The sequence below is a fragment of the Enterobacter sp. UPMP2061 genome (assembly GCF_053709615.1).
The window spans coordinates 139,752-157,364 of sequence record NZ_JBSKJP010000009.1 but is presented as its reverse complement, the minus strand read 5'-3'; the positions used below and the strand labels follow the sequence as shown (position 1 = coordinate 157,364).

The window sequence follows — 17,613 nt, the reverse complement described above, 5'->3', positions numbered from 1 at the left end:
GTTCCAGACGTTGCATCGCGCTCTTTAATACACCGCCTGGATAGCGTTTGCTTAGGCCCCGCAGTTTGCGGCGAACGCTATCCACCACTGGACGCATGCCTGAGGTTCTTCTCGTGCCTGATATGAAGCTTTTTGCTGGTAACGCCACCCCGGAACTAGCACAACGTATTGCCAACCGCCTGTACACTTCCCTCGGCGACGCCGCTGTAGGTCGCTTTAGCGACGGCGAAGTCAGCGTACAAATTAATGAAAATGTACGCGGTGGTGATATTTTCATCATCCAGTCCACCTGTGCTCCAACGAATGACAACCTGATGGAATTGGTTGTTATGGTCGACGCGCTGCGTCGTGCTTCTGCTGGCCGTATCACTGCTGTTATTCCTTACTTTGGCTATGCCCGTCAGGACCGTCGCGTCCGTTCCGCGCGTGTGCCAATCACCGCTAAAGTTGTCGCTGACTTCCTGTCCAGCGTCGGCGTTGACCGCGTACTGACGGTTGACCTGCACGCAGAGCAGATCCAGGGCTTCTTCGACGTGCCGGTTGATAACGTATTCGGCAGCCCAATCCTGCTGGAAGACATGCTGCAACTGAATCTGGACAACCCGATTGTGGTTTCTCCGGATATCGGCGGCGTGGTACGTGCGCGTGCTATCGCGAAGCTGCTGAACGATACCGACATGGCGATTATCGACAAACGCCGTCCGCGCGCTAACGTTTCTCAGGTGATGCACATCATCGGTGACGTGGCTGGCCGCGACTGCGTTTTGGTGGACGACATGATCGATACCGGCGGTACGCTGTGTAAAGCCGCTGAAGCGCTGAAAGAGCGTGGTGCGAAACGCGTATTCGCTTACGCCACTCACCCGATCTTCTCCGGCAATGCGGTAAACAACCTCCGTAACTCCGTCATTGACGAAGTTGTGGTGTGCGATACCATTCCACTGAGCGACGAGATCAAAGCGCTGCCAAACGTGCGTACGTTGACTCTGTCCGGGATGCTGGCCGAAGCGATTCGTCGTATCAGCAACGAAGAATCCATCTCTGCAATGTTCGAACACTGATCGAACACGGCCAAAAAACCCGCTACGGCGGGTTTTTTTGTTTATAGTATTTATTTGTATGATTTATGCCTCCTTCACCTGCCATTCATATGACAGATGATGCGCACACGGATGATAGATAATTGTGAAAAACGTAACCTCCTCACATGTTCTGCCCTTTCGCGCCCTCATCGACGCCTGCTGGAAAGAGAAATACACGTCGTCACGCTTTGTTCGTGACCTGATAGCCGGGATCACCGTCGGGATTATTGCCATCCCGCTGGCGATGGCGCTGGCGATTGGTAGCGGCGTCGCGCCGCAGTACGGGCTGTACACCTCGGCCGTTGCGGGGATTGTGATTGCGCTAACGGGTGGGTCTCGCTTCAGCGTCTCCGGCCCGACTGCCGCCTTTGTGGTGATCCTCTACCCGGTTTCCCAACAGTTTGGTCTGGCAGGCCTGCTGGTTGCCACCCTGATGTCCGGCATTTTTTTAATTCTGTTTGGTCTGGCCCGCTTTGGTCGCCTGATTGAATATATTCCCCTTTCCGTAACGCTGGGGTTCACCTCGGGGATTGGGATTACCATCGGGACCATGCAGATTAAGGATTTCCTCGGCCTGCAAATGGCCCATGTTCCGGAGCACTATTTACAGAAAGTGGGCGCGCTGTTTATGGCGTTGCCGACGGCCAACCTGGGCGATGCAGCCATTGGCATCGTTACCCTCGGCACACTTATCGTCTGGCCTCGCTTAGGCATTCGTCTCCCGGGGCATCTGCCCGCTCTGCTGCTGGGCTGCGCGGTGATGGGCGTTGTCAACCTGCTCGGTGGACAGGTCGCCACCATTGGCTCCCAGTTTCACTATGTTCTGGCGGACGGCTCACAGGGTAGCGGCATTCCTCAGTTGCTGCCGCAGCTGGTTCTGCCGTGGGACATGCCGGGTTCCAGCTTTTCCCTGAGCTGGGATTCCCTTCGCGCTCTGCTGCCCGCCGCATTCTCCATGGCAATGCTGGGCGCGATTGAATCCCTGCTCTGCGCCGTCGTGCTCGACGGCATGACCGGCACTAAGCACAAAGCCAACAGCGAACTGGTCGGCCAGGGCTTGGGGAACATCGTTGCACCGTTCTTCGGCGGTATTACCGCTACGGCTGCGATTGCCCGTTCCGCCGCGAACGTACGTGCGGGCGCGACATCACCGGTTTCGGCGGTCATTCACTCCCTGCTGGTGATCATGGCGCTGCTGATCCTTGCCCCGCTGCTTTCATGGCTTCCACTCTCTGCCATGGCTGCGCTGCTGCTGATGGTGGCCTGGAACATGAGTGAGGCGCATAAGGTGGTTAACCTGCTGCGCCGCGCGCCGAAAGACGACATTATTGTGATGCTGATCTGCATGTCGCTGACCGTGCTGTTCGATATGGTTATCGCCATCAGCGTCGGCATTGTGCTGGCCTCACTGCTCTTTATGCGCCGCATCGCGCAGATGACGCGTCTCTCCCCGGTTAACGTTGAGGTGCCTGACGATGTGCTGGTGCTGCGCGTGATCGGCCCGCTGTTCTTCGCCGCAGCGGAAGGTTTGTTCAGCGATCTGGCGTCCCGCATCGCGGGCAAACGGATTGTGGTGCTGAAGTGGGATGCCGTCCCGGTGCTGGATGCCGGCGGTCTGGATGCCTTCCAGCGCTTTGTTGCCCGCCTGCCGGAAGGCTGTGAACTGCGGGTGAGTAACCTTGAATTCCAGCCCCTGCGCACCATGGCGCGCGCGGGCGTGCAGCCGATCCCTGGCCGATTGTCCTTCTACCCTAACCGTGAAGCTGCATTAGCGGATCTGTGAGTCATCTGATGCAGAGACGCGTCTTTGCATCATCACCCCGATCGCCTGCTGGAGCCATTCATGCACGGCAGGCGTCATCCATGTGCCCTTCATCAGATGCGGCTCCTGCTGCATGGCGAGACGAAATTTTTGCTGGGTCTGCGGGTTTGTTCCCGCATAGGACTGGAATAAAACCAGCCAGTTTTCTGCCAGCTTTTGCGCATCGTCAGAAGCGGGACTGAGATTATCCCGCTGCGCCTGATGCAGCTTCGCCACCAGCGGCGGCCACTCCATCATCCGGTCAAAGTAGTGCGCCCGGGTAAAGGCCATCTCTTCGGCAGTGAGATATTTCTCCCAGATGCTGAGCTTTGATTCGGCAAACGCCCGCGTGATGTAATCAGTTATCTCCGGCGTAATGCCGGTTTGCTCCTGCATCTGCGGCTCCACGCTGTGCATCTCGTTCAGACGGGTCAAAAATTCCGGTTTGCCTGCGGTATCCTGCTCCAGGCGTTCCATCCACCGTGAAGCCAAATCGGTCGCCCGCGCGTCCGTGACGCTGACGTTCTGTTCCAGCAAGTGTTTAACTTCCGTCACCAGACCCGACCAGATATCCGCCAGCGCCTCTTTCTCTACCGCAAACGGCAGTTGCTGCAACTCTTCTTTGCTAAACCAGCGATCGTACATATTCATTAACTCCAGAGTCTGTAGCCAGGATTCCAGATCCGGCGTCGCATCGTCGGTCAGCCCGGTACGCAATTCCACCAGCCGGTTGCGCAGCGTATGGATGCTACGCAGTTGCTTGTCCAGCAGAGTGATTTGCCCGTCGAGTAATTCGGCTAATGACAGCGAACGCTGTTCCAGAAAATCCCTGATTTCGGCAAGCTCCAGTCCGGCTTTTGCCAGCGCCTGGATCATATGCAGACGCTGCACATCCGCCAGGTTATAAAGCCGGTAGCCTGCCGCGCTTCTGGCAGAAGGTAACAACAGCCCTGTTTGCTCGTAGTGATGCAAAGTCCGCACGGTGATCCCGGCACGTTTCGCCAGTTCACCCACCTGTATCAACATAACGGCTCCTTTTGTTCTGCCAGTGTCGTTACTCTGGAGCCTTACGTTACGTGAGGGTCAATGCGTCATGCAAAAAAAAACGACTTCAGATGAAGTCGTTTCGGTGTTCTTTATGGGGCACTAGCTATGCTTGCGCTGGTCGCGGCGGCATCGTTTATCGTAATGGCGCACCCACCAGTATTTATCGCAGACTTCCTCATGTCCGCTCACGCGCGCCCCGGCGAGCCACAATACCGCACCAAGGAAGATACTCAGCACCGCGCCATGCGCAAAGTATTGTGGGAGGTCAAGCTGCGGTAATTGGTTTAAGATTGAATAACCGACACCGGCGACCATCACGAACAGTCCCAACCCCATTAGCACGTTACCGAGCATTGAAGCGTTTTTGCGTTTCATATGTCACCTCCGGAACTTTGGGTTGTCAGGGGAAAAGCCCCTTCTCCTTGTGTGTAAAGTATAGACAACGCCTCTTATATGAGTTGCGTGAATGATCACATTTACAGATCACTCCCGGACAAAAATTTACAAATAAGACATTGAACAGCTTGAAATTCTAATTATTCAAAGAGGAAATTATTCGCATTTCGGTGTACCGCAGGCAGAACTTTGTCAAGCGGCGCGTCAGACAGTAAACTACGCGCCAGATCTGGAACCCATTAGGAAGTAAATCGTGACGATTAAACTGATTGTCGGCCTCGCCAATCCGGGCGCAGAGTATGCCGCTACCCGCCATAACGCCGGTGCCTGGTATGTAGATCTGCTTGCGGAGCGTTTGCGCGCTCCCCTGCGTGAAGAACCCAAGTTTTACGGGTATACCTCACGTATCAATCTTGCGGGTGCTGACGTGCGGTTGCTGGTGCCAACCACCTTTATGAACCTGAGCGGCAAAGCCGTGGCGGCCATGACAACGTTTTATCGCATCAATCCGGATGAGATCCTGGTGGCCCACGACGAACTGGACCTGCCGCCAGGCGTGGCGAAGTTCAAACTGGGCGGCGGTCATGGCGGCCACAATGGTCTGAAAGACATCATCAGCAAACTGGGTAATAACCCTAATTTCCACCGTTTGCGCGTGGGAATCGGCCATCCGGGCGATAAAAACAAAGTTGTTGGTTTCGTACTGGGTAAACCCCCGGTTTCTGAGCAGAAGTTGATTGACGAAGCGGTGGACGAAGCGGCCCGCTGCACCGAGATTTGGCTTCAGGATGGCCTGACGAAAGCCACCAATCGACTGCACGCTTTCAAAGCGCAATAATCGGCGCCCTGGGGCTTTTTTACCGCGCGTCGCGCGGGTTACGTGTATAATAGGCGTAGTTATTTACTTTTCTTCAATCGGTTATCGTTAACGGATTGATTATCAAGATATTAAGGTGATTTAGAAATGGGATTCAAATGCGGTATCGTCGGTCTGCCAAACGTGGGCAAATCCACCCTGTTCAACGCGCTCACCAAAGCAGGTATTGAAGCGGCGAACTTCCCGTTCTGTACCATCGAGCCGAACACCGGTGTTGTTCCTATGCCCGATCCGCGTCTGGACCAGCTCGCGGAAATCGTGAAGCCGCAGCGCATTTTGCCAACCACCATGGAGTTCGTGGACATCGCGGGCCTGGTAAAAGGCGCATCCAAAGGTGAAGGCCTGGGTAACCAGTTCCTGACCAACATCCGTGAAACCGAAGCGATCGGCCACGTTGTGCGCTGCTTCGAGAACGACAACATTATCCACGTTAACAACAAAGTGGATCCGGCTGACGACATCGACGTCATCAACACCGAGCTGGCCCTCTCTGACCTTGACACCTGCGAGCGCGCCATTCACCGCGTGCAGAAGAAAGCCAAAGGCGGCGACAAGGACGCGAAAGCGGAACTGGCTGCGCTGGAAAAATGTCTGCCACAGCTGGAAAACGCGGGCATGCTGCGCGCGCTGAAAAACCTGACTGACGAAGACAAAGCGGCGATCAAATACCTGAGCTTCCTGACCCTGAAGCCAACCATGTACATCGCCAACGTCAACGAAGACGGTTTCGAGAACAACCCGTACCTCGACAAAGTGCGTGAAATCGCTGCGGCTGAAGGTTCTGTAGTTGTGGCGGTTTGCGCTGCCGTTGAATCCGACATCGCTGAGCTGGACGACGCCGACCGTGAAGAGTTCATGGCCGAGCTGGGTCTGGAAGAGCCGGGCCTGAACCGCGTGATCCGCGCGGGCTATGAGCTGCTGAACCTGCAAACCTACTTCACCGCTGGGGTGAAAGAAGTGCGTGCGTGGACCATCCCTGTAGGTGCGACTGCGCCTCAGGCGGCCGGTAAAATCCACACCGACTTCGAGAAAGGCTTTATTCGTGCGCAGACTATCGCGTTTGAAGACTTCATCACTTACAAGGGTGAGCAAGGCGCGAAAGAAGCAGGCAAGATGCGTGCGGAAGGGAAAGATTACATCGTTAAAGATGGCGACGTGATGAACTTCTTGTTTAACGTTTGATTTGTTTTGAATGAAAAAAATCCACGCTTTGGCGTGGATTTTTTTTCGTTCTTATTTAGTTATTATTAACGTTAAAAAACACCTTCTTTGAGTGGATTATCTTTTTTTCCGCCCCAAGGGTCGTCTAATAAAAACTTAGCTGTGACAGTGTCTTTTTCCGGCACAAGAGTGAAATTGTAATAAATTTCATCCCCTTCACAAATCTCATAATAGAGCGAATACGTTTTGTTGGTTACATTTATGTTTATGTCAAATTTCTCTGTCGCAGAAGCCACCTGAAGCTTATTTTTATCTGTAATAAAAAATGGTACTACAATGCAGCGTTGAGCATTTTCATCTAAATTAAAAGCATTCTCTATTTTGATATTTACGTTTGCTCCAAATGCGTCCTCTGGTAAAGGATCAAAAATAACATAATCTTTATGAATCACAGCGCCTTGAGATACATTACCTTTACCCCACTGACTCAGTTTTTCATCATAGTCTCGTGATCGTAGCAATATTTGACTATGTGAAATCAGTAGGTCAACTTTTTGTGTGTTTTTATCACTCATTATATTACCTCGACTTTTATTCTTGTACCATCTGGCAGTTCTGATAAAACATTACCAATGCTTGAACCCGCACCACGGTTATCGCTAGGATCTATATATCTTACACTAGCACCATCACCGCCTTCTTTAAACATCGCCATAGGCCATTCATCACGATCGTATCCTGGCTTAGTTTTGATATTTTTAAGACTCGTTTTCCTGTTAGCTTTTGCAGTGCCTCGTTGGATTGTTACAACCTTTGCATGTCCTAAATCGATCGCATCTGATATGTGACCAAACGTTGCTGGATATTCAGAGCGTTTCAATTTCAAAACGTATTCGTAATTTTTTGACTTCGATTTTGTTAAAGTGCAACCAGCTAATCCCAGTGGATCTATCCAGGTAAGAGGGTTAACAGTATATTTATATAAGTTTATCCCCCCCGCCAGCCCTATCGGGTCCTGCTGCGTAAATCGTCCGCAGTCCGGGTCGTAATACCGGAACAGATTGTAGTGCAGCCCTGTCTCACGGTCCAGGTATTGCCCCTGCATGCGCAGGTTCTGGGAATATCCTGATACCTGCGTCTCGCTTTCCCGCAGCAGTTTGCCCCAGGCGCTGTTCACCCCTTCCCAGCGCACCTGCCCTTCGCTATCCGTCATCCGCTCCGGCGTGCCGTTGGGCTGGCAGTGGAACCAGAAGAATTCCGGGGCATCAACGCCGTCAATACGTGCCAGCGGATCGTAGCTGTCCTGATCGCTGTAGACGTAGGTGAGCGGCACATCCCCGTGCACCTCCTGCAACAGCCGGAACCCTTCCCAGACAAACCGGGTGGTGACCGGCTTGCCGGTTGGCTGGCCGCCCAGCATCTGGCGGCGCGTTTTGCTGATGCGTCGCCCGAGCGGGTCATAGCGGAAGCTGACCTGCGTCTGCGGCCTGTTGCGGTCCCGCGGCTGGCTGATGACCTCCGTCAGGCGGTGCTCGCCGTCGTAGCGGTAGTTCCAGCGGGTCTGGCCGTTATCCTTCTCCACGGTGCGGCCGTGGATGTCATAGCGCCAGCGAATGCCGTTGAGGTGCGTCAGACGGTTGTGCGTGACCTTCTCAGCAGAGCCTTCGAGCGGGTTACCGGCAGCATCCCAGCGCCACTGCTCCTGGCCGGGCAGCGTGCCGTCCTGAACCAGCAGACGTCCGGCGCTGTCGTACTGCCAGCGGTACCAGCTGAACGGATTATCGTCCCGCTCTTCCCGCACCAGGTTATTGCGATAGTCGTAATCCCAGCGGCGGGACCAGCGGCGCGGCGACGGGCGCTGGGCATTGCCGGTAAAGACGTCCCGGCGATGCAGTCGGCCAAGGCGGTCGTATTCGCTGCGGGTGGTCAGCAGCCCCTGCGTACGGCTGGTTTCACGGTGGAGTTCGTCGCGGGTAAAGTCGGAGACCGACAGCTTATCAAGGGCAATGCTGAGCAGATGCCCGCTACCGTAGTAGAACTGTTTCAGCTCCCGACCATCGGGCAGCGTGACGGAGGTGCGGTTACCCAGCGCGTCATACTCCCACGCCAGCTCCCCGTGTTCGCCCGTTTCGCGCGTGACGCGCCCGAGCGCGTCATACTCAAACACAAGCTCCTGCTCGGCCTCGGCGCTCCAGGCATCTTCTGAAAGCGCGGGATGCAGCCCAATCCGGCTCAGAAGGCCGGACGGGGTGTAGTGGTAGCGGGTCTGCCCCTCCGGCGTGGTGCGGGCGACCAGCTGGCCGCTCGCGCTCCAGGCGAAAGCGTGGGTGATGGCCTCCGGATGTCCGGCGGCAAAGGTGCGCGCTATCGTACGTCCGCAGGCATCGTAGCGATACTGCGAGGCCACGCCATCGAGTCCCACCTCTTCCAGCAGCAGCGAGTCTGCGCCCCAGCGGAACTGATACGCTTCGCCGTTTTCGTTTTCCATGGCGACCAGCCGTCCGCGGCTGTCCCAGCGGCGGCGCACCTCTTCACCCTGCGTATTGCGGGTGGCGGTTAAGCGCCCTGCCTCGTCGTATCTGAACTCGCTCTCTTTCCCGTCGGCGCCCGCATGCTTCACCGGCAGACCACGTTCGTTCCATTTGAGCGACTCGGTCCAGCCTTCTGATCGGTCGAGCTGCACCGGACGCCCCGCGGCGTCGTAGCGGTAACGCGTCTCTTCGCCGTCGGCGCTTATCTCAGCCACCAACCAGCCCAGCGGATGATAACGGTATTGTGTCACGCGGCCAGAACAGTCCGTCGCACGCACCATCTGCCCGGCTTCGTTGTACTCCTGGTAGCGGCTGTTCCCGGCGGCATCAACTTCTTCAACCACCTGACCAAACTCGTCCCGACGCAGCAGCGTGGGCTGCCCCATCGGATCCACCACGCGTTTCAGCCCGTGATGTTCGTCATACAGGAACCGGGTGGCGCTACCGTCGGCTTCGATGATGGACGCCGGAAGCGCACGGTGCTCCAGCCAGGTGGTGGTGCGGGTATTGCCATCGGCGTCGATCTCCTGCACCCGGTTGCCCATATCGTCATAGACGAAGGTAACGGCATTACCCAGCGGATCGATGCGACGCGTGAGGAGTTCGTTGTCATCCCACTCGTAGCGCCAGTTCTCACCGCGCTCGTCAACGTAGCGAACAATCAGGTTTTGCGCGTTCCAGTAATGCTTTCGCGTCTGACCGTCGTAGTGATCGACGGTCGTCAGCCCGGCGGCTAAATCGTAGGTAAAGCGACAGCCGTCGCCGGTGCTGGTGCGGTTTTCCACCACGCGCCAGTGGTCGAATTTTTGCCAGCGGTATTCGCTCTCCAGCCCGCCCGGCAGACGGTGCCAGACCATCAGGCCATCATCGTTATAACGGTATTCACGGGTTACCACGCCGGAGGCATCCGTTGCGCTGGCCAGGTGACCGCGCGCGTCGTACCCCCACTGCATCAGCGGCCATGTCTGGTTGCCGTCAAAATGGCTCGCCGAGGTAACGCGCTGCGGGAAACGTTCATCGTCATAGCGCAGGGTGACATCGATCGCCCGCGGCTCATCGTGCAGTCCGACCAGCCGCCCGTGCTCATCCCATTCAGTCAGCAGCGCGTTGCCGTATTCGTCGCTGAGGGAGACCAGGCGCAGGATGGAGGGGTTAGCGCGGGTCGGTTTATACAGACGCCACACCGCGCCGTCATCGTCGGCTATCGCCACGTCGCCGCTCTCATTGCGGCGGATGATAATGCCTTCGCTGATGCTGTAAAACGCGCGGTCGACCGGCGGCAGTTCAAAGCTCAGCTCGCGCCCGGTTTCATCGAACCAGGTGGCGTTGTTTTCTTCCAGCGCCAGATAGCTGTCAAAGGTGGTAGCCCAGCCCAGACCGAAAAGCCCTTCGCGGGTGGTCAGGCTGTTGTAGCTGCGCTGCCAGCGCAGCGGAAAGCGCCCTGGCAGCGAGAAATCGAGTTCGTCGTCGTCATTCAGCACCTTCACGCCAGTGGCGGCGTGAACCGGGTGCGAGGAGCCGAACACGGCGTTGACGGCCATATCCGCCAGCATCCCGCCACCGGCAGCAGCCAGCGCGCAGGGCATGTTTTTCAGGATCTTGCCTGGCCGCCCGCGCAGCAGGGAGAGCGCAATCATCCCCAGCGCCAGACCCGGCGTTTTACCGCTTTTGATATCGCGGACCGTGAGCGTGTCGCCGCCTATGATCACGTTCGGGGAGACGTCGTCGGAAACGGTGCCCTCGCAGGTGGTGCGATCTTTTGCGCGCACCGCAGGCTGTCCGTTGATGAAGACGCTTTTCGAGCCTTCCGCCAGATACTGCGGCCCGGAGTGTTTATCACACGCCACCTTGTCTTCTTCCAGCGGCGAGGTCCCTGCGGCGGCAGAGGCGACGCTCGGCTGCCACATCTCGCTGCCGAACTGTCCGGCAGCGGAGAGCAGCATGCCCGCGTAGTCGGCAAAGCTGCCCGGCGACTGCGGCTCAGGGGACGGGGTATCGGCAGGCGTTAACGTCCCGGCGGCGCGCGCAGCGGGAAGTTTATTTGTCAGAACATTGCTCGAACCGGTGGTGATTTTGCCCGCGGGCGACGGCGGGAAAAGCGCGTTACCCAGCCCTTCAGCGGCGTTGCTGATATCGTCGGTGATCCCGGCGACGTTCGCCAGAACCCCACCAATAATGCCGCTCAACAGACAGCTGGAGCCAATCGCCGCCACGCCTGCTGCTGCGGCCCCGGCTCCCAGCAGTGGGGCCGCAACGGTCGCTGCCGCGCCCACCGCCGCGCCAATCACCGCATAGGCAGCGCCTTCCGCCACAATGCTGGTAATATCAGCAAAAATGCTGGAGTGAATAATCTCGTCGCCCTTACGGGCCGCGTTGTTATCGCTCATGCCTTACACATTCCGGTTGTCGTTTAGCGTCAGACTCTGCTTCAGTGCGCTCCAGCGCGCCTCGTCCTCTTCCGTAAAGGCTTTTAAGGCCGAGAGGGTAAAAATCATCAGTACCGGTTTGCCTGGCGTCTGCACGGCCAGCTGTTTTTGCCACAGGCGCTGGCCGTTACGGTCAAAGGTGGTCTCAACTTCAACCCCATCAATGTTGCCGGCAGACCCGGCTTTTACGTGCTGAAATTCGCTCTGGGCGATCTCACCCATCTGAGGACGCAGCACGTCCCACTGGCGGTGAAACTCTTGTTCGTAGTCGCTGCCATCCGGGATAACGCCGCGGCTGACCACCACGGACAGCCCGCTTTCGTCATCGCGAATGATGTTCATGCTGTTGTCCTGCCAGGCGGCAGGAAAAAGGGTAAAGGAACCTTCCTGGAGGGTGTATTTCATCGGTGAACTCGCGTCTAAAATTGCTAAAGGGTTTTACATGCCGCCACGGACAACCCGGCGGCAGACAGAAAGCGGTTACTCTTCCGGGGGCGTAAATTTCTCCTGCACCGCCGCATCAATATCCCCTTTATGCCCTGACCCCGGCGCCGTTGTGCCCGGTTGGGTGCCCGACGTATTCAGGTGCAGCTTGCCGCCCGTGGTGATATAGCCGTCCCCTTCAACGAAGAAGTTGAACTCTTTGCCGATCAGGTTAATTTTGCCGTTAGCGTTAAGCTCAATAGCACTCTCGCCCGAGACCAGCCGCAGCTTCGTCCCGGAAGCAATAACATACTGCTCTACCGCCGCATCCAGCTTGCCTTTACCCGTCAGGATCTCGGTTCCGCCTTTCACGGCCTGGATCTGATTAGCCTCCACGCGATGCAGCTCATTTTTCTTCACGTAATGGCTGCGCGCGCCGCCGACGCTGTGCGTTTCATCATTCTTGACGCTGGTGTCCATATTACGCTCGGCCTGGATCCACACCTGCTCTGCGCCCGCCTTGTCCTCAAAGCGCAGGGCGTTGGCGTTGTCCACGGAACCGTCCTTGGTGCGGCTCATAAAGCCCATCTGCGTCGCCGCAGCCGGCAGCGCCCACGGCGGCATGCTGGCTTCGTTATACACGCGGCCAGTGATAATCGGACGGTCCGGGTCGCCGTTAATAAAGTCCACCACCACCTCGTCGCCGACGCGCGGGATTTGCACCCCGCCGTAGCCCTGGCCCGCCCACGCGCTCGACACGCGCACCCAGCAGGAGCTGGTGTCATCGCCCTTCGCCAGACGGTCCCAGTGGAACTTCACCTTCACGCGGCCGTATTTGTCCGTCCAGATACTTTCACCCTGCGGTCCCACGACTTTCGCCGTCTGCGGGCCGTAGGTGCGCGGCCACGCCGTGCTCTGCGCCGGACGGTACGACACTGACGCCGGGATAACGGTGAAATCGGTGCGGTGAATGGTTTCCCCCTCGCCGCTCGCGTAGCGGTTCTCCTCGAAGTGATAGCCCGCCGCCGTCACCAGATACTCGCCGTTATCGCTGAAGAACGGCGCGTTGGTCAGGGTGAAGGTGTGGCCCGGCGCAATGCCCGCTGCCGTGGCCGTGGCCTGAATCTGCTGATGCTCAACCTGCCAGCGCTCCTGGCGGATGCGGGCGTAGAACTCCGCATGGCCTGTCTCCACAAAGCGACCCGGCCAGTCGTACACGTCGATGCTGCCCGGTTTCGGGGACGCCGGGTTCTGCTGCGCCTGGAACAGCCACGCGTTCGGCTTGCGGAAGTCATAGTCGTCGAGGCTGTATATCCCCGGCGTGACGCTGTCCTCCAGCGCCCACTGACTGATCCCCTCTTCGTCAGTGCTGCCGCCGGACGGCGTCTGGTGGTAAGGAATGACCTCATAGCCGCTGAACGGCTGATGCTGCGTCGCGGCGTCGGTCAGCACCAGGGTGTGCTTGTCCGCCTCATGGCGGAAGTGATACGCAATCCCCTCCAGCTCCATCAGGCGGCTGATGAAGTCCAGGCTCGACTCCTGATACTGCACGCAGTAGTCCCACACGCGGTAGCTGCCGGTGAGTTTGTCTTCGAGGTTAACCTGGTGCTCTCCCAGCAGGGTTTTGACAATCTGCGGTACCGTCTGGCCCTGGAAAATACGCAGGTTACGGTCGCGCTTCATCGGCCACAGGTCCGGCTCCACCGTCAGCTGGTACACCGCGTAGCGGGTGCCCGTCAGCTCCACGGCGCTCACCGCCACGCGCGTCACCTTGCCGTTGATATAGCGGGGGGTGAGCAGGTTCTGCGTGGGGATGGTCACCGTGACCGGCTGGCCCAGCAGCTTGCTGCGGTCAATGCGCGCGTCCGTACCAAGCAGGGTCAGCGTCAGCGCGAACGACTCGGACATCGCCTCACGGCCGGAGAGTTTCCAGAAAAGCAGCCCCTCAACCGGGAGCTGGACGGTAATTCGGTTGAGCATAATCTTTATTCCGTAATGGTTTATGCTGGGAACGTTTATGAACGTAAAGCTAATTTCGACGAGGTGGTTTTGGATTGATGCAATGCTGGGTTGATTTGTCTGGAGGTACGAACTTTCGTTTTTATAAATCCAAAGAGTGCAGGCTAATGGAAACTCCGGAAAAAACCTTATCTCTGGCTTTCATGAAAGTTGAGCAATCACTTAACCGGCGCAGGTGGCCACACGCCCCCTTTCTGAATAAGTTTCTCTTTTATTTCATTTAACTTCTCGTATTGCTCGCTGCCTCTATCAAGTCCACTCAGCGCGTCCGCAAGCGCATTACTCATTGACCAGCCATTTTTAGCCTTAACTGACGGGTCCGCTCCACGATCGAGCAGTAACAAGACATGCTCGTAAGCCTGGTTATCCAGCGCATCAAACACCAGCGTTTTACCCAGTGAATTGGTTGCATTGACGTCAGCTCCGCGATCGAGCATGGCTTCCAGAGTCTCTGTGTTTTTCGCTTTAAGCGACTGGAAGACGATCGGTTCGTGGAAGACCTTATCTTTCACGTTGGGTGAGAGGCCACCGTCCAGCATCGCATCGATCCAATCCGCGCTGTCCCCCTTCAGGGCAAATTCGGCAGGGCTGCTTTTTCCCTGCGGTCGAGGCTGGAGCGGATCTGCGCCGGCCTTAACAAGCAATGTAATCACCTTTAAATGGGGCGATGTTTTTTTATCATTAATCGCGTTGCCGATGGCCCAAAAAAGCAGGGTCATATCCTGCTTTCCCGGTTTATTAAGATCGCTTTCTGGTGCAAGCGTCTTCACCGCGTCGACATCACCTTCTTCAATCGCTTTCGCCAGTTCAAGCTGCTGACCGCTGAAGTAGTCCTGTGGATTAAGGTCCATATCCTGCTTACACCCCTGAATCATGAATAAAAAACATAACGCGACAAAAGCCATCAACCGTTTTTTCACAATCGACTCCCGATTATCGAAATATCCTCGTCCTTCTGTTGCTCTATGCAATCAATCGCCTGATTAATCCCGTGGCGGTCCAGCGCGCTTCCGGTTCCACCGGGAAGATCGTGGGGTATTCCGGCAGCATTAGGGCTCAGCGCAGAGATTTCCTCTTTGAGGATCCACGAAGGGACATGCCCTTTCATCGTTTTCAGATCCTCCCAGGGGTTAACTTCCTGAATCTTCGTCAGCAGCTCACCTTCAACCCGATACGCCTGGATATTATCCGTACTGCCTAATATCTTGCCGCCGTATTTTTCTACGGTTCCGGCATTCAGGCCGGCGGCGTTGAACGTCCACCCCGCTTTCCCGCTGCCCATGGAGGTTGCAGAGGCGAGGCCACCGCCAAGGGAATGACCGGCAATATCAATATTCTGGCCTGACCTTGCCAGCTCCTTACCAATACTCACGGCCTTTTTATAATAATCTGAAGCCATACCCATGCCCTGAGAGAAGTTATTCGACCAGTCAGCCCCGTTTACCACCGGCGCCAGCTCCCCCTTAGTCAGTAAAGAGGAGACATTCTCAGACAGAGAGGCGAAACCAGGCTCGCGCGATCCCCTGAATACCAGTGTGGGGTTCATATCTGTACCAAACACTTCCGGCTTCGGTTGATAGACGCGCGCCAGAAAATTGGGGGACGTATCATCGTCAAAGAGCATTGATTTGTTCAGCCCGAACTTTCCTAACAGCGCATCGTCATTACTGATATCAGTCCACCCCTCCGGCACGCCCGGTGTGGTTTCCAGCGGGTTCACGGTCTTATAAATATTTTCCGCAAGCTTCGCTTTTTCCACCGCGATATTATTCGCCGCCAGACGCTTCGCGGCGATCTGGGCATCCGGATAAAGGCTATTGCTCCCCTTCGCAATCAGATCTTTACGCGCCTGCCAGCGCTCTGCTTTGGTCATCTTCTGAAGCTGCCCGGCATAGGTTTTACCGTCCTTGCCCGGAGTAGGTTCATCCGGCACCTGTGCCGTTTTAGATTTCACCACCTGTTTTGGCAGTACCGTTGGCGCAGGGCGAGATCCGTACGTTCTCACCATGGTTTCGTAGCGGTCGACAATCGTACTCACCGGATACCAGCCCAGGCCGACCAGCGAGGCAGCCTGGAGTTGCCCTTTGGCATTGATATAAAAAATTTCCGTTACTGATGACCAGTCACGAAAACTTTCGTCAATGGCAACCACTCTGCCCATCTCTAAATCCTGCGCGATCAGCGTGCGGGTATCGCGCCCGGACTGATAAGGATTCGCACCGGTGATCGTGCGCAGCAGATCGTAGCGCGTGAAGAGCGAGCGCAGCGAATGGTCGGGAACCGACATAATCCACTGTCCGGCAACGGACGGGCGGATTATTTTCGCAAACAGCGCTGGCGAGACGTTCTCGTGGAACAGATAGACAAACTTGATGTTATACATTCGCTCCGTCCTGTTACCCGCAGGCTTACGGATTCACCAGCCAGGTGCCTGGCTTCGCAATATCCAGCGTCTGGGTACGCGTTCTTCCATTGCCTTCCAGTTCAATGCGGGTCTCGCCCGCAGGCAATTTCAGCGATGCGTAACCGTTATTGCCCGGACGCAGCGCTTTAGACTCGCCGTTCACCTTCAGCGTCTCACCATCAAGCATGCGGATGTAGACCAGCGCGACCGGGCTGGCGTCGACAGGCGGCGCACTCTGCTGCGCCGTAGCAGGTGGCGCAACCGGCTCGCTCACGTCTGCCGTTGCCGGTCTGGTTTCCGCCTGGGCGGAGGTCTCAGCCGGAGGGCTCACGGCAGGCGTTTGCGCCGTCTGCTCTGGCGTTTCCTGACTGTCGCCGCCGAACAGCATCGCACCGGCAACCACCCCAACCAGCACGCCCGCGGCCACCAGCCCCGGAAGCTTGTAACGTCGCCAGTCCAGCGCGGAAGCAGATGTCTCCTCTTCCACCGGCACCAGCATCGTGCCGGTCTTCTTCGCGGTAAGCACCTCGTCGATACCGGCGACGGGCATCTCGATCAGCGCCGCGAACTCCTCAATGGATTGCGGACGGTCTTCCATATGCAGCGCCAGCGCCTTGTCGATGGCCTGTAGCAGCGGGATGGAATAGCCCTGCGGCATCAGCTCCACCAGCGGTTTGCAGGTGTCCTGAATCGAGCGTACCACGCTGACCGGTGGCGGAGAGCCTACGATGAGGGTACGCAATACGGCGCCGAGCGCGTAGATATCCGTCCACGGCCCCTGCTCGCTTTCATTGTCGTCGGTATACTGCTCGATAGGCGCGAAGCCCGGACGCAGCATGGTTTCCGTCTCATCCGAGAGATTACCAATGGTGCGGCGCGCCGATCCGAAATCGAGCAGCACCGGCAGGCCGTTATCCTGAATCTGAATGTTATCCAGCGAGATGTCGCGGTGCAGATAACCCTCGTCGTGGATCGTTTTGATGGCGCCGAAGAGCATTGGCAGCATGCGGCGGATCCACGCCTCGTTAATCAGCTCCGGTTTCTCTTCGCGCAGACGCGACAGCGTGGTACCGCTGTAAAACAGCGTCCCCATATAGGCCGTGTCGTTTTGCACCCAGAAACGCAATACGTGCAGCAGGTTCGGGTGGTTGAAGCGCGCCAGCAGGCGGGCTTCCTGGATGAAGCTGTTCAGACCGGCAGAAAACGCTTTGCCGAAGCGCTCGCTGCGCAGCACCAGCGTCATATCCTCGCCGCGCACGGCGAGGGAGGAAGGCATAAATTCTTTGATAGCGATAGTGCGTTCGAGCTGGTGATCCCAGGCGCGATAGACGATGCCGAATCCGCCGCCGCCAATCACCTCTTTTATCTCAAACTCATTGAAACGGTACCCGACCGGGAGCGCGTTTGGGACAGTCCGATTGTTATCATTATCCGTCATCTTTTACA

The 17,613-nt window shown here is 56.9% G+C and carries 13 protein-coding genes; 4 read left to right on the top strand and 9 right to left on the bottom strand.

The features are described 5' to 3' along the window. Nucleotides 1-113 precede the first annotated feature (113 nt). The gene (prs, locus tag ACWKXX_RS17045) at nt 114-1,061 is read left to right on the top strand and encodes a ribose-phosphate diphosphokinase (protein WP_003856663.1); all 948 of its coding nucleotides are present in this window, start codon (nt 114-116) and stop codon (nt 1,059-1,061) included. A 124-nt stretch (nt 1,062-1,185) separates the two neighbouring features. Continuing rightward, a complete protein-coding gene (dauA, locus tag ACWKXX_RS17040; RefSeq protein ID WP_060460333.1) occupies nt 1,186-2,865 on the top strand; it encodes a C4-dicarboxylic acid transporter DauA in 1,680 nt (559 codons plus the stop codon). Here the strand turns inward: dauA and ACWKXX_RS17035 are convergent. Both ACWKXX_RS17035 and ychH read right to left on the bottom strand, forming a co-directional pair. Beyond that, complete coding sequence (locus ACWKXX_RS17035; RefSeq protein ID WP_261666190.1) at nt 2,851-3,909, bottom strand: MerR family transcriptional regulator; 1,059 nt, start codon at nt 3,907-3,909, stop codon at nt 2,851-2,853. The genes dauA and ACWKXX_RS17035 overlap by 15 nt on opposite strands. 120 nt (nt 3,910-4,029) lie before the next feature. Next, nucleotides 4,030-4,305, bottom strand: a complete 276-nt coding sequence (gene ychH / locus ACWKXX_RS17030; protein WP_003856655.1) for a stress-induced protein YchH — start codon at nt 4,303-4,305, stop codon at nt 4,030-4,032. A gap of 274 nt (nt 4,306-4,579) precedes the next feature. On the opposite strand from ychH, the gene pth reads away from it, so the two are divergent. Then, nucleotides 4,580-5,164, top strand: a complete 585-nt coding sequence (gene pth / locus ACWKXX_RS17025; protein WP_060460331.1) for an aminoacyl-tRNA hydrolase — start codon at nt 4,580-4,582, stop codon at nt 5,162-5,164. Nucleotides 5,165-5,290: 126 nt separating this feature from the next. Continuing rightward, nucleotides 5,291-6,385, top strand: a complete 1,095-nt coding sequence (gene ychF / locus ACWKXX_RS17020) for a redox-regulated ATPase YchF (protein WP_003856650.1) — start codon at nt 5,291-5,293, stop codon at nt 6,383-6,385. A 71-nt stretch (nt 6,386-6,456) separates the two neighbouring features. Here the strand turns inward: ychF and comJ are convergent, their stop codons facing one another. The 7 genes from comJ to ACWKXX_RS16985 all read right to left on the bottom strand — a co-directional run bounded on the left by comJ (nt 6,457) and on the right by ACWKXX_RS16985 (nt 17,605). Continuing rightward, nucleotides 6,457-6,939, bottom strand: coding sequence for a competence protein ComJ (comJ, locus tag ACWKXX_RS17015; RefSeq protein WP_048219912.1), 483 nt, complete (start codon nt 6,937-6,939; stop codon nt 6,457-6,459). After that, complete coding sequence (locus ACWKXX_RS17010) at nt 6,939-11,282, bottom strand: RHS repeat-associated core domain-containing protein (protein ID WP_261666189.1); 4,344 nt, start codon at nt 11,280-11,282, stop codon at nt 6,939-6,941. The genes comJ and ACWKXX_RS17010 overlap by 1 nt, the downstream gene beginning before the upstream one ends. A 3-nt stretch (nt 11,283-11,285) precedes the next feature. Next, nucleotides 11,286-11,726 carry a DcrB-related protein gene (locus tag ACWKXX_RS17005; protein WP_017384279.1) on the bottom strand — a complete coding sequence of 147 codons (441 nt, stop codon included), beginning with the start codon at nt 11,724-11,726 and terminating at the stop codon, nt 11,286-11,288. A gap of 75 nt (nt 11,727-11,801) precedes the next feature. Continuing rightward, entirely contained in the window at nt 11,802-13,724 is a 1,923-nt protein-coding gene (locus ACWKXX_RS17000) for a type VI secretion system Vgr family protein (protein WP_261666188.1), read from the bottom strand. A gap of 197 nt (nt 13,725-13,921) precedes the next feature. Next, entirely contained in the window at nt 13,922-14,683 is a 762-nt protein-coding gene (locus ACWKXX_RS16995; RefSeq protein WP_023303867.1) for an ankyrin repeat domain-containing protein, read from the bottom strand. After that, nucleotides 14,680-16,146, bottom strand: coding sequence for a hypothetical protein (locus ACWKXX_RS16990; protein WP_017384289.1), 1,467 nt, complete (start codon nt 16,144-16,146; stop codon nt 14,680-14,682). The genes ACWKXX_RS16995 and ACWKXX_RS16990 overlap by 4 nt, the downstream gene beginning before the upstream one ends. 25 nt (nt 16,147-16,171) lie before the next feature. Further along, nucleotides 16,172-17,605: a serine/threonine protein kinase gene (locus ACWKXX_RS16985; RefSeq protein ID WP_032653898.1), complete on the bottom strand. Its 1,434-nt coding sequence runs from the start codon at nt 17,603-17,605 to the stop codon at nt 16,172-16,174. Between the last annotated feature and the right edge of the window lie 8 nt (nt 17,606-17,613).

Coding starts and splice junctions, on each gene's coding strand:
- ACWKXX_RS17005 (WP_017384279.1), bottom strand. CDS start 11,726: ATGAAATACACCCTCCAGGAAGGTTCCTTTACCCTTTTTCCTGCCGCC.
- ychH (WP_003856655.1), bottom strand. CDS start 4,305: ATGAAACGCAAAAACGCTTCAATGCTCGGTAACGTGCTAATGGGGTTG.
- ychF (WP_003856650.1), top strand. CDS start 5,291: ATGGGATTCAAATGCGGTATCGTCGGTCTGCCAAACGTGGGCAAATCC.
- ACWKXX_RS16985 (WP_032653898.1), bottom strand. CDS start 17,605: ATGACGGATAATGATAACAATCGGACTGTCCCAAACGCGCTCCCGGTC.
- ACWKXX_RS17010 (WP_261666189.1), bottom strand. CDS start 11,282: ATGAGCGATAACAACGCGGCCCGTAAGGGCGACGAGATTATTCACTCC.
- ACWKXX_RS17035 (WP_261666190.1), bottom strand. CDS start 3,909: ATGTTGATACAGGTGGGTGAACTGGCGAAACGTGCCGGGATCACCGTG.
- ACWKXX_RS17000 (WP_261666188.1), bottom strand. CDS start 13,724: ATGCTCAACCGAATTACCGTCCAGCTCCCGGTTGAGGGGCTGCTTTTC.
- comJ (WP_048219912.1), bottom strand. CDS start 6,939: ATGAGTGATAAAAACACACAAAAAGTTGACCTACTGATTTCACATAGT.
- ACWKXX_RS16990 (WP_017384289.1), bottom strand. CDS start 16,146: ATGTATAACATCAAGTTTGTCTATCTGTTCCACGAGAACGTCTCGCCA.